General features: G+C 32.7%; 13 protein-coding genes and 1 riboswitch. Of the genes, 5 read left to right on the top strand and 8 right to left on the bottom strand.

All coding sequences use genetic code 11. The features are described from left to right. Positions 1-9: 9 nt before the first annotated feature. Entirely contained in the window at positions 10-228 is a 219-nt protein-coding gene (locus tag NNL09_RS03465) for a hypothetical protein (RefSeq protein WP_025663054.1), read from the top strand. 67 nt (positions 229-295) lie between these two features. Here the strand turns inward: NNL09_RS03465 and NNL09_RS03460 are convergent, their stop codons facing one another. After that, positions 296-1,162, bottom strand: coding sequence for a winged helix-turn-helix domain-containing protein (locus NNL09_RS03460; RefSeq protein WP_196909131.1), 867 nt, complete (start codon positions 1,160-1,162; stop codon positions 296-298). A gap of 180 nt (positions 1,163-1,342) precedes the next feature. On the opposite strand from NNL09_RS03460, the gene NNL09_RS03455 reads away from it, so the two are divergent. The 4 genes from NNL09_RS03455 (at position 1,343) to NNL09_RS03440 (ending at position 5,745) form a co-directional block, all read left to right on the top strand. Then, positions 1,343-1,948: a hypothetical protein gene (locus tag NNL09_RS03455; RefSeq protein ID WP_196909130.1), complete on the top strand. Its 606-nt coding sequence runs from the start codon at positions 1,343-1,345 to the stop codon at positions 1,946-1,948. Between the two features lie 169 nt (positions 1,949-2,117). Further along, positions 2,118-3,161 carry a hypothetical protein gene (locus tag NNL09_RS03450; protein ID WP_196909129.1) on the top strand — a complete coding sequence of 348 codons (1,044 nt, stop codon included), beginning with the start codon at positions 2,118-2,120 and terminating at the stop codon, positions 3,159-3,161. Between the two features lie 304 nt (positions 3,162-3,465). Further along, the gene (locus NNL09_RS03445) at positions 3,466-4,533 is read left to right on the top strand and encodes an AraC family transcriptional regulator (protein WP_196909128.1); all 1,068 of its coding nucleotides are present in this window, start codon (positions 3,466-3,468) and stop codon (positions 4,531-4,533) included. A gap of 63 nt (positions 4,534-4,596) precedes the next feature. Further along, positions 4,597-5,745 carry an NAD-dependent epimerase/dehydratase family protein gene (locus NNL09_RS03440; protein ID WP_196909127.1) on the top strand — a complete coding sequence of 383 codons (1,149 nt, stop codon included), beginning with the start codon at positions 4,597-4,599 and terminating at the stop codon, positions 5,743-5,745. A gap of 111 nt (positions 5,746-5,856) precedes the next feature. Here the strand turns inward: NNL09_RS03440 and NNL09_RS03435 are convergent, their stop codons facing one another. From NNL09_RS03435 to NNL09_RS03405, 7 genes are all read right to left on the bottom strand, one after another. After that, a complete protein-coding gene (locus tag NNL09_RS03435; protein ID WP_109098271.1) occupies positions 5,857-6,306 on the bottom strand; it encodes a tetratricopeptide repeat protein in 450 nt (149 codons plus the stop codon). A gap of 1 nt (position 6,307) precedes the next feature. Then, entirely contained in the window at positions 6,308-6,904 is a 597-nt protein-coding gene (locus NNL09_RS03430; protein WP_231389146.1) for a superoxide dismutase, read from the bottom strand. 527 nt (positions 6,905-7,431) lie between these two features. Then, positions 7,432-8,370 (bottom strand): sirohydrochlorin chelatase, encoded by a 939-nt coding sequence (locus NNL09_RS03425; protein ID WP_025663045.1) that lies wholly within the window; start codon positions 8,368-8,370, stop codon positions 7,432-7,434. Positions 8,371-8,603: 233 nt separating this feature from the next. After that, positions 8,604-9,323 carry a uroporphyrinogen-III C-methyltransferase gene (gene cobA / locus NNL09_RS03420; RefSeq protein ID WP_196909126.1) on the bottom strand — a complete coding sequence of 240 codons (720 nt, stop codon included), beginning with the start codon at positions 9,321-9,323 and terminating at the stop codon, positions 8,604-8,606. 2 nt (positions 9,324-9,325) lie between these two features. Then, the gene (locus NNL09_RS03415) at positions 9,326-10,141 is read right to left on the bottom strand and encodes an SDR family NAD(P)-dependent oxidoreductase (protein ID WP_196909125.1); all 816 of its coding nucleotides are present in this window, start codon (positions 10,139-10,141) and stop codon (positions 9,326-9,328) included. Beyond that, positions 10,128-10,949: a ferredoxin gene (locus NNL09_RS03410; RefSeq protein ID WP_025663042.1), complete on the bottom strand. Its 822-nt coding sequence runs from the start codon at positions 10,947-10,949 to the stop codon at positions 10,128-10,130. The genes NNL09_RS03415 and NNL09_RS03410 overlap by 14 nt, the downstream gene beginning before the upstream one ends. Before the next feature lie 99 nt (positions 10,950-11,048). Then, a riboswitch (cobalamin riboswitch) is annotated at positions 11,049-11,237 on the bottom strand. 12 nt (positions 11,238-11,249) lie between these two features. Beyond that, positions 11,250-11,774, bottom strand: coding sequence for an AAA family ATPase (locus NNL09_RS03405; RefSeq protein WP_196909124.1), 525 nt, complete (start codon positions 11,772-11,774; stop codon positions 11,250-11,252). Positions 11,775-11,832: the final 58 nt, after the last annotated feature.

Genomic DNA, 11,832 nt, shown 5'->3' with positions numbered 1-11,832 from the left:
CATTTTAATATGGAATTACTAATATTTCGAACAGATATTAAATCAAAGAAAAAAGTTAGATCATTAAAACCAGTGCTTAACAATCATTCAGATATTATTAAATGGTCAATTGATCTAGAAGATATAGACAATGTACTTAGAATTGAAGCTACCACGAATTTATCAGAGGGAGATGTTATTGACCTGGTAGAAATACAAGGCTTTTATATCAAAACATTGTCGGATTAAAACTCTTGGGAAGAAAGCCCGCTATAACCACCCAAAATTGAATTTTAAAAAGTGAAAATGATACTGCTTAAAGTTCTATTTCTAACTTATAACCTATACCATGAATATTTGTTAATTTAATCGCCTGGTCGTCTTTTAATTTCTTACGGAGTTTAGAAATGTACGTATCCAGGCTTCTCCCTACGATTACACCATTGTCTTCCCATACTTTTTTAATTAATTCATCTCGTTTGACAATTTGATTGGGATGCGCAACAAAAATCTCTAGTAGTTCACATTCTTTTTTTGAAAGACTAATTTCGACAGTTTGTTTAATCAATTTATGTTGCTTGGGATAAAACTGAAAACTACCTATGGATATATAGCTTACATCATTTTCTTTGATACCCCGAAGTCGTTTTTGCCTATATAGAACCAGCAAAAGGAGAGCAAATACAATGAAAAGTATACCATAGATTAATGTCTGATTATTAAAGCTACTTGATGCGGTTTCGGTAAATCGCACTTCAATAATATAGCAGTTTTTTGGTAAAAACCTTCCACCACAAGGAACAATATCTCTTGCAACGTCATTTCTTATTAGGTAACTATACGGAACTTCTTTATTTATACATCGCAAGACTTCAACACGATATTGTTCTGGCAATCCGGCTTTTTGAAAACTTTCTTTTACAATAGAAACCAAATCACTTGGGTCGAATGAAAGTGTATTTTCAAAAGAAAGTTGATACTTTGACTTTTCTAGTTTAACTACTGGCAAAACCAAAGAAGTACTATCTTGATTAGCCAATAGTAATTGATTACCAACATCGCGTAATGCAATTTTTACTACTTCTGAAAACTCTTCTGTTTGCTCTTTTATATCAGAGAAACCTAAAATGAGAAAAATAATTCCTGCCAGAGCTCCTAATGCATATATCTTTTTGTTCTCCATGTGTTACAAATAACATACAATCTTACGAGATTTTACAGTGGTTGACACTTCTTTGACACTTCTTTGACACTTTTTTGACACTTTTAATCACAGTTCGATTTAGTTTTACTAAAAATAAAAAATAATACAAGAAGAATCATAAGAAAGTATATCTCTACTAATCATTAAAACAATCAAAAAATGAACAAATCAATCATCATACTCATAGTACTATTAAGTATTGGTTGTACTAAAAATAATCAAAACGACAAGGTAGTAACAGAAACTGCTCAGACAGATACAGCCAAAACAGCAACTATTAATAAAATGGATAATCCTTATGCGTTAGCGTTAAAAACCGATACTACTGATAAGGGTGAGCAGCGCCTTATTGTTTCGATAGATTTATATGATAAATCCTATTTTGTATCTCCACACTCTAATGGTAATTTCCTGGGACGTTTTAACCTTTCATTAGGCGAAACTAAACATCTTACCATGAAAGATTCGATTATAGAATTTCCGAAGTCGTTAGAAACGTATGATCCTTGGAGCGACGGAAGGGTAAACTTTGTAAAACGTAATACCACCTACACCCAGAAACTTATTATTAACTCGCAAAAAGATTTTGAAGTAACTGGTTTGATCAAATTTGTGATTGAACCACGTTGTACCATGGAAAAAGTAAAATTCGTTATTTCACAACGTTCTGGAGTCTTATCTGTAGAAAAACGACAAGTATCTGCTCACTTTGGGATCTTTGCGGATATGTTATGTGATGTATTTAACGCAGGAAAGGAAAGATGAAGTTTGTGAGGATATGTAAAATATCGTTGTATTAAAAACTAGAGAACAGAGGATTCTTGATACTATTTTCTTAAGCTATATGAACAATAAAAATATAAAACGCCTGATGAAAGTGTAACAAATAAAATGGTTAGTCATCTATAGACTAATTATCATTAAAACTAGGCAAATGAATATTTTTTCAACAGCTATTATTACTATAATCTTATTTACTTCATGTTCTTCAGAAAAATATAAAAGTATTCAGGTAGGACAGAAATCAATAACTTATATAGATAAATCACGGAATCGCCCGTTAGTGACAGAAATATGGTATCCAACTCATGATGCTTTTGTGAAAAAAGATTCAGTTTCTAAAAAAGAAACACTTTTCAAAACTATTGAAACGATTCCGAATGCAAGTTTGCTTGGCGATAAGCGTCCTTTATTGCTAGTGTCACATGGAACTGGAGGTAATAGGTTTTCATTAACTTGGTTTATTGAAAAAATGGTGAAAGAAGGGTATATAGTTGTATCTGTAGATCACTATGGAAATTCTACCGATAACAAATTACCAAGAGAATTTGTAAAATGGTGGGAAAGAGCAATCGATATTCAGTATGTGCTTAATACCGTTTTAGAGGATGAATTTTTTAAAAAAAAGATAGATGTTACAAAAATAGGAGGCGTTGGTTTTTCTTTAGGAGGTTATACTAATATTGCTCTTGCAGGAGGGTATGTCGATAGAAATAAAAGAAAAACAGCTAACACAAGTGATGTTGATAGAAAAGCACCACCAGAATTTCCGAATACAGATGAAGTTATTGATTTTGAAAAAGATAGTCTTATCGTTTCATCTTACATTAAATATAAAGACCAGGTTAAGGATAAAAGAATAAAAGCATTTTTTGTGATGTCTCCAGCTATTGGATTTGGATTTCACTCTAAAAAACAAACGCAATCTATTACGGCCCCTATATGTATAGTTGCAGGTAAAGGAGACACCAATACTCCTGTTAAACAAAATGCTCTTCATTATCATAATTTGATATCGACTAGTGAGGTACATTTGTTTGATGAGAATGTTGATCATTATGTGTTTTTAAACGAGCCTACAGAATTTGGAAAAAAAATTATTCCTGCAATTACAATAGATCACCCCAAAGTAAATAGAAAAGAAATACACAAAAAAACACTAAACCTTGCAGTTAATTTTTTTAAAAAGAATCTATAAAACCATCTAATTATGTTTTATAGAAACGAATTTTAAACATCCTAAAGATTTTTGGCGTGTTATAATTTTTTATTTGAGTGATCTAACGACAAAAAATCTTATGAAACAGTAGTGTAGTATATTTTCTAAATGATGGATAAAATATGAAGATTTTAAGAGCGTTTTAAAATACCTATTATGGCATAAAGAAATGTTGTACTAAGATATTAGAGTTAAAGATTTTTTGAAATTAAAGAAGAAATCATATTATCTTCCCACTAATTTTTAATACTACCTGGCAACTTAAGTCAAAATCTATAATAAAATGTCTAATGTATTAGTCGTAATTTCAGGAATTGGATCTATTCAAAGTATTTTATTTGCGATACTCATTGTATTGAAAAAGAAAAGAAAACTATCAGATCTGATTTTGATGACTTGGTTTTTAGTATTCTCTGTCCATTTATTATTAGGAATAGGTAAAAGTTCATACCTAACTGATGTAACCGGGATATTAATAGCAACAATTAGCTTTTTGCATGGCCCCTTTTTTCTGTTTTATACCAAATCCTTATTTAATCAATATATTGCCAAAACCAATCTTTTACATTTTTTACCATTTGTCATTTTTACCTTTTTCAGTTTTTTTATCAGGCAGGAATCAGAATTGTTATGGGAAATAATAATTCTAATTGCAAAATTGATTTCTCTAACTTTTTATCCATTATACATACTATATTCATATTATAAAACAGATAAGTTTTTTAAGACCTATAAGGCCGATAGTAGTATGCTAGAGCTCTCCTGGGTTAGAGTTATAGCAATTTTATTTCTTATAAGTACAGGAATTAGTCTTGTAAGATTAGCAATAGAACTTTTGGTGGGAGTAGCATATTTTCAAGTTTGGGATGTTTTACGGTATGTTATTCTAGTAACCGTGATCGGGTTTTATGGGTTGAAATATGGAATGGTATACCGCCCTGAAGTACCTTTTGATGCTGTCGCTGATAAAAAGAAATATAAACATAGCCCGCTTAAAAACAATGAGATAATGATGTTTGTAGATTCTATTAATCGGTTTTTTGGGGAAAATAAAACATATTTACATCCCGATTTTTCATTAGCTATTTTGTCAGAATCTGTAAATATTCCTAAACACCATCTTTCGCAGATCATAAATTCTGAAATGAATACTACTTTTTATGATTTGGTCAATTCCAAAAGAGTAGCGTATGCTATAGACAGAATAAAAGAGGGAGATAAATTAAAGTTAACCTTAGAAGGTATAGGCTATGAGTGCGGATTTAACTCTAAATCGGCTTTCTTTCATCATTTCAAAAAACATACAGGGAAAACTCCGGGACAATTCAAAAAAGAAATAAGTACTGATTAATTAAGGAATTCCGTTATTCTCTTACTTGCCCCCATATTTGTATTCTAACATAAGATGAATTATATGAATAAAAGAGATTTTATTAAAACTTTGGGGATTGTTTCAACTGCTACTTTTTTAAGCCCAATAACCGCTTCGGGATTTAAAATATTTGGTAATACCAATAAAAAAGTACTTATCCTGGGAGGCAGAGGATTTTTAGGACCTACTATTGTCGAAACATTTTTAGCATTAGGTTATGAAGTAACATTATTAAACAGAGGAAAAACCAATCCCGCACTTTTTAAATATTTACCTGTTATCATTTGTGACCGGGAGAAAGAAAATAAAGAAGGATTTAAAAATATTGATAAAAAATATAAAGAAATCTATTGGGATATTGTTGTAGATACATGGCAAAAATCTCCAAAAGCTGTTTCAGATTTTCTTGAAGAGTTTAAAGGGCAATTTGGGCATTATCACTACATATCTACCATATCGGTTTATGACAAATGGGATAAAAAGTTTATTGAAGAATCAGAAGTCTTAAACCCTCTGCCAAAATTCCCAAAAACGATAAGCGAAGACTTTAGATATGCCATAAGAAAAACATTTGCTGAAGAAGCCATTAGAGAACGGATAGATAATTTTACGATATACAGGTCTCATGGAATGAAAAGTCTTAGAGTTACTCGCCCAGGTGATCCAAATGCAGAGCCTTTCTGGCCGATTAGATTTTACAGAGGAGGAGAAATACTCTTGCCAAATGTTCATAATCATCACATGCAGGTTACAGATGTAAAAAGTTTGGCAAACTTTATCGTTCATTGTTCAGCATCAAAAATATATGGAGCATTCAATGTCGCTTCTAATCCAACTCCTTTTAAAGATTATGTATCTAGTCTTATTCATGCTACAGATATGCCTAAAAAATTGCATTGGATTGATGGAGATTTTCTTATACAAAATGGTATTCTTCCCTATAAAATAATGCCTTTATGGAGATCAAAACCTGTTGGGGCGTACTATTTTAATGTTCAGAAAGCTATTAGTGCAGGGTTAGTAAATCGTCCTATGGTCGAAACGATATCTGATCAACTAGAAGGATACAAAAGCAGGTATCCCAAAAATGACATCGCCTTTGGAGAAGTAATACAGGGAAAACAAATGAAATACTATAGTGTTGGAAAAGAAGAGGAAATCATAAAAAAATGGGTATCCAGACCAAAATAAACTTTCTGAAAACATAAATAATTCATTTACAAAAAGTGTATATATTAAGAGACCTCACAGGTTTTAAAAACCTGTGAGGTCTATACTAAAAATAGCCCGCTTTAGTAATAATTAATAGCTTTCTATTAATTGTTCTTTTAGTACAGTAAATAATGTTTCCTGTTGTTTTCTATCTCCTCCGTTTTCCTTCACAAAATTTACATAAGCAATGGTAGCTCTTTTTAGTTCTGCTTTAATTTCATCTATGTTTAAGTCGATATTACTGGATAAATGTAAAAGGTAGTAAACAACTCTTTTAAGTGTGTTTTCAGTCTCTTCGTACTGTTTCAATTCCTTATAAGTATTAGCAATGTTATTACAAGAAATGATATATATCTGTATAAATGGAATATTATCCCGAATACAATCCGACTGATTTATGTTTAATATTTCGGCTCGATATAGAGCATCTTTATATCCTAATAATGCTTGGTCGAATTTACCTTTATTAAACAAAGTGTTAGAAGTTGTTATTTTGGCTTTCCAATAATTTTCAATTTGATTAGTGCATAATTCGCTCATCTTATTTTAGATTTTGGTTAGCAAAATTCCAGTTTACAACCTCCCAAAAACTCTCTACAAATCTTGAGCGTGCATTACGATAATCTATATAGTATGCATGCTCCCAGACATCAAGTGTTAGGATAGGAGTTTTATTTTCAATTATGGGTGTTTGAGCATCTTTCAAGGATAGAATTTCTAATTTTCCTTCCTGGTTTTGTACAAGCCATGTCCAGCCTGCGCCAAATAATTTAATGGCACTGGTAGAGAATTGCTTTTTAAATTTTTCGAATGTCTCAAAATCTCTTTCGATAAGTTTTTTGATCTTCCCGTGTGGTTTTTTTCCTTCATCTGGAGATAAACAATGCCAGAAAAAACTATGATTCCAATGTTGAGCAGCATTATTGAAAAGCAAAGTGTCATTATGTTGAAACCCGTATTGAATTATTTCTTGTACTGTGACGTCTACTAATGGAGTATCTTTTATCAATGTATTTAAATTGTTTACATAAGCTGCATGATGTTTTCCATAATGGTAATCAAAAGTTTCTTCGGTGAGTATGGGTTCAAGTGATTTTTTATCATACGGTAGGTCTGGTAATTGTTGTGTGATCTTCATGTTTTAATTTTTGTATTTGTATTTTTTTGATTTTAAAACTTTTATTGCTTTGGTTATTTCTGTGATTTTTGATAATTCTGAAATTCCTTTTCTAATATCTTTCTGCAGAAGATTTTGATTCATGACTTCACGGTTTAACTGCCGTTTCTTCATTTCCAATAGTTCAATAACGTAGTCCATGTGTAAATATATAATTTATTAGTTGTATAAAACTAAAAAAGTTAGCCTTAACTAACAAATTATATTTTATAAATATTTTTATAGCATGTATAACACCATAATTACATATAATGATAAATGCATAAGGGAAGAATATTTTTGTTTATGTTGCTGATAATCAATGTCTAATGAGGTGATAGAGCTTTAGGAAGATATAAAAACGAATGGGATCGTCTCAAAACGATATCAGTGCACATAGAATGGCTTAGTAAAAACGAATTAATACTATTCTGTAAGACTTGTATTGTACGTATGCTAAGTTCGGAATCTTATTTTTACCAGGATTATAGGAATAGAATTTCAAAAATCTAAATCCCCAACATCTTCTTGATTTTGCTACCCAATGAGTTTTTTACTTCACCTGGTTTTTCATCTTCTTCAAAAAGGATACCTTTTACGTTGAGGTGGTGTCCAACTTGTTCTTTACCATAATCCTGCTCAAACCCTACTACTTGCTTTCGATATTTACAAAGTTGGCAATTCATATGGGCAGTACCGCTTTTAGCTTCTTCTAAGCGTTCATCAAAAGCTTTCATCAATAACTCATCGGTACCAAAAGGATCTGTATAGATGTACTCTAGGGTAGAAGATGTATTCATATCGGTAACATGACCATAAATACGCTCTAGTAACACTCCCGTAAAAAAGAAAAAAGGAATAACGATAGTTCGTTTAAATCCTAGTTTTTCGATCATTTGTAGAGATTCGTCAACTTTAGGATAAGCTGTTCCGCTATACGCTGTAGTAGCAAATCCAAATCCCATTCCTTCCCAGAGCATGCTGGTTAGTTTACATACATCGCTATTGGCATCGGGGTCTGTAGTGCCTCTGCCCACAACCACTAGACATGTTTCTTTTCGATCTAGAGTAGATAAAGTAGCTTCTGTCTCTTCGATTCGCTTTACAGCAAGATCTAACAAAAAAGAATTAACACCGATATGCTTTCCCATAGCAATGGTTAAATCCTCATGATAACTTTGAATGGTGTTCAATTCATAAGGGATATCATTTTTGGCATGAGATCCAGCAAATAAAATAACAGGAAGCGCATATATTTTTCGGATTCCGTTCAGGTACATGCGCTCTACTGCAGCTTCGTAAGTAGGGTGATTAAATTCTAAAAATCCATAATCTACTTCATAGTCATTTTCATAACGTTCTTTTAGGATACTTACCAGCCGTTTAAAAGAAGTAATGGCTGCTTCTCTACGGCTTCCGTGTCCACAAAGTAATATTCCTTCTTTCATCTGTTCTTTTTAATTGTCTTTTAGTTGTCAGATAAAATTCGCCATTGAACATCTCGGTTGGTATCAACTCAATTGTTATGGCTCATTTCATTGTTTTTGTTTTATCTACAGTTGTCAATATTATTCTATAAGTAAAAATAGTACTCTAATGTCTCACTAAGCTTGTCGAATTATAATTGAAAAAGAAGGTTTTATTGATCTTCGAGAAGCTCAGGCAGACAACTATTGATTTATCAAATAGGATTGGCTCCAATTAATAACACTACAGGCATTTGCAATGTACTATTTTTAATCTGTTCCTGTATAGTCCCTAGCGTACCGGTTATAATTTTCTGATTAGATCGCGATACATTAGAGGCTGCATTCACTGGGATAGTATCATCCTCACACACTTCTAAAAGTTTTGGAATAATTCTATGCAGGCTTTTAAGCCCCATATATATCGAGATGGTATTTCCTGCTTTAAGCATATGGGCAATACCAGTGAGTTGTTCAAAAGAATAATCTGCCGTATGTGCCGTACATATTAGCATGGCATTAGACTTCTTCCTTTCGGTAATAGGGATATTAAAAATATTAGCAGCTGCCAGTGCTGCAGAAATACCAGGAATCACCTCAAAAGGAACATTTTTTTCTGTCAGATATCGTGCTTCCTCAGCCGCTCTTCCGTAGACATAAGGATCACCAGATTTAAGGCGAACTACTTTTTTACCTTTCTGGTAATGAGCACGAAGTAATTCATTGATCTTTTGCTGGCGTTCTATTTGATCAGATGTATCTCCAAATTTACGCCCTACATATACTTTTTCTCCAGTTGTATTGATCGCTAAAATAGCATCTGAAACGAGATTATCATGAAGGATGACATCTGCTTCTTTGATAAAGCGAGATGCTTTTACAGTTAATAATTCTGGATCTCCGGGACCAGCACCTACTATGGCTACAATATTCATAGTCAAATTAATTTTAAAGGATCGGGATGAATATAAGAATATCCCAAAAGTGTTTTGCTTTTGGTATTAGAGATAATCTTATAAGCTTGTTTTTCTTGTTTGATAAAAGTAGGAGGGGTAAGTCCTATTTTTTGGGCAGCAAGTGTATAATATTCTTTTCGTATCGGGTGTTGGTCTGCACAACCATTTATAATTTCTCCCCAGGCTTCTTTTTCTATAACCGCATTAATTAATCCAATACAATCCTCTCTATGAATTACATTAATGGGAACATCTCCATTCTGCACTTCTTTTTTATTGGCAAGAAATCGACCTGGTAAGCGATCATCACCAATAAGACCCGATAGTCTAATAATACTCACTCGGTTTTCGAATTGTTCTTGCAATAATCGCTCTACAGCGGCAACAGCCTTTCCTGATTCTTTTTCTGGTGCAATATTCAATGTTTCGGTTACCTCTGCATTTGTATTTTGATATACCGAAGTAGAACTGATAAAGATTATTTTTTGAGTATCAGAAATAGATGGAAGTATACTTTTTATTTGATTTTGGTATATTTCTATAATGTTTGGAATTCGTTTAGGAGGAAAATTAATAATGACAATTTCACTTCCTGATAGAAAATCCAAATATTCTTTTTCCGAAGATTTTCCAAGTGTAAAAAGATAAGGTGTAATCCCTTCGGATTTTAGCTTTTCGATTTTACTTTCTGTGGTTGTAGATCCTTTTACCGTATCCTCATTGGCAATTCGATTTATTGCCAATGGTAATCCTAACCATCCACAACCTAGTATGCTTATGTGTTTAGACTTCTTCACTGATTCTAATATGGTTTGGTGACATTCCCAGATAAACCGTAAGGATATGTTCCCACGTGGTTGTATCCTCTTCTTTTATCCAAAATGTGACCAGGTGTTTTCCTTTTTTATTTTTTAGACGTATTGCCTTGGTAAAGATAGTAGATTTTTTAAGCCAGATCACTTCTGCAACACTTACTTTACGATCGGCAATCTCTTCTGAAATGTCTTTCGGGATTCCGGCAATTGTTAATTGTAACTGAAGCTCTTCTCCCGTAATTTTTACCTCATAATCATCAGTATAATCGACATGGTGAGGTAATTTTATTTCAACGGTAGCTGTGTCGTATTGTTGAACCACAATACGTTTTGGTTCTTGAAATAAGTATTTAAATAGAGGATAGAGATGTTGATCTGAAGCAAAAGACCGCGCTACTAACGCTTCTCCGAGTTCTGGATCTATTTTATCTTTAAAAACAATTGGTGCTATAGTTTTCTCATTCTCTGTGGCTAATTCTGGCCATCCTTCTTTATATAGTAAATACTCTTCGACGGGTTGATCTTCTTCTAAATGGGATTTCAGAATTGAAACGGCTTTATCGGGAGTCAGGTTTTTATACCAATAGTTTCCAGGTTGTACAATCCAGGTCGGTGCATCTTCACAACGACCATTGCATCTTGTTTTTATCGTATGTGTAGTATCCCAAAGCCCGTTATTACGCAAATATGCTCTGGCTTCTCGTATAGCGATTTCACTATTTGCTTTTCGGCAGGACCCTCCATCACAAAATTGAAAGGTGGTGTTTACTTTACTTATATTTTTTCCCATAATTAAAAGAAATTAAAAACAGGAAGAGAAGTCAAAAATAGAATTGCTTTAGGTATACTCATAAAGCTATTCAGGACCAACTCTTTACCCGAGAGTTAATATTATATTTTGATTTATGGCAGGTCTCCTGACTTTACACAATTATGATCGCCTTCCCATAGTTGTACTACAGTGGCATATGGATCATAATTTTATATGTGTATTACAGTTGCGGGAACAGTTTTGGATTTTCACCAAATTCCCTTTTCATCTTTTGTTTCCAAAAGAACCGTAAATCAGCAGCGAAGATACTTTTTTTGTTTAAATAAACGATTGGATAACATCTACACGTTTTGTTAAAGTTGTTTTAGGCACTATCTCTATTGTAAAGTTAAGGCTTTGATAGACTCGTATAAGACATTGATGAATATGTAATGCTTCCTGATAAGATTGAGGACGTTGGGGATCGTTGATATAAATTTCTTCCCATAGAGGCATTAAAAATACAGTAGATGCATAATGTGTTTTGAACGGAAAGTCCAGCAGATATTCTGGAATAGGATGAGATTTTGCTTTTAGATAGGCAATAATATCAGGTAATCCTCGATCTACAAATGTATTTTTTTTAATAGGAAGCTGTAGCTCTTTAATCGTTTGTTGATAGACGAGGCTTGCAAAGCAAGGAAGGTCTCCCCACGGAGTTTTATTACTTTTTATCTGTTGTTGTTCAAGTATTATTTTTCTCGAAATTTCAGAAAAACATTGATATCCATTAGCTTGTAAAGCCTGGATTAAACTTGTTTTTCCGGTTCCCGGTGCTCCGGTAATGATATATCTTTTGGGCATATTTTTTTTAGATGTTAGAATTTAGACCGTTTCACTATTAGATTTTAGATCTTTTTCT

This window comes from Aquimarina sp. EL_43 (assembly GCF_943422735.1).
Lineage (GTDB): Bacteria > Bacteroidota > Bacteroidia > Flavobacteriales > Flavobacteriaceae > Aquimarina > Aquimarina megaterium.
Note: the sequence above shows the minus strand (reverse complement) of the source record. Positions and strands in the feature narration are given on the sequence as shown.

Coding starts and splice junctions, on each gene's coding strand:
- NNL09_RS03455 (WP_196909130.1), top strand. CDS start 1,343: ATGAACAAATCAATCATCATACTCATAGTACTATTAAGTATTGGTTGT.
- NNL09_RS03440 (WP_196909127.1), top strand. CDS start 4,597: ATGAATAAAAGAGATTTTATTAAAACTTTGGGGATTGTTTCAACTGCT.
- NNL09_RS03430 (WP_231389146.1), bottom strand. CDS start 6,904: ATGAAGATCACACAACAATTACCAGACCTACCGTATGATAAAAAATCA.
- NNL09_RS03425 (WP_025663045.1), bottom strand. CDS start 8,370: ATGAAAGAAGGAATATTACTTTGTGGACACGGAAGCCGTAGAGAAGCA.
- cobA (WP_196909126.1), bottom strand. CDS start 9,323: ATGAATATTGTAGCCATAGTAGGTGCTGGTCCCGGAGATCCAGAATTA.
- NNL09_RS03405 (WP_196909124.1), bottom strand. CDS start 11,774: ATGCCCAAAAGATATATCATTACCGGAGCACCGGGAACCGGAAAAACA.
- NNL09_RS03445 (WP_196909128.1), top strand. CDS start 3,466: ATGTCTAATGTATTAGTCGTAATTTCAGGAATTGGATCTATTCAAAGT.
- NNL09_RS03435 (WP_109098271.1), bottom strand. CDS start 6,306: ATGAGCGAATTATGCACTAATCAAATTGAAAATTATTGGAAAGCCAAA.
- NNL09_RS03460 (WP_196909131.1), bottom strand. CDS start 1,162: ATGGAGAACAAAAAGATATATGCATTAGGAGCTCTGGCAGGAATTATT.
- NNL09_RS03410 (WP_025663042.1), bottom strand. CDS start 10,949: ATGGGAAAAAATATAAGTAAAGTAAACACCACCTTTCAATTTTGTGAT.
- NNL09_RS03465 (WP_025663054.1), top strand. CDS start 10: ATGGAATTACTAATATTTCGAACAGATATTAAATCAAAGAAAAAAGTT.
- NNL09_RS03450 (WP_196909129.1), top strand. CDS start 2,118: ATGAATATTTTTTCAACAGCTATTATTACTATAATCTTATTTACTTCA.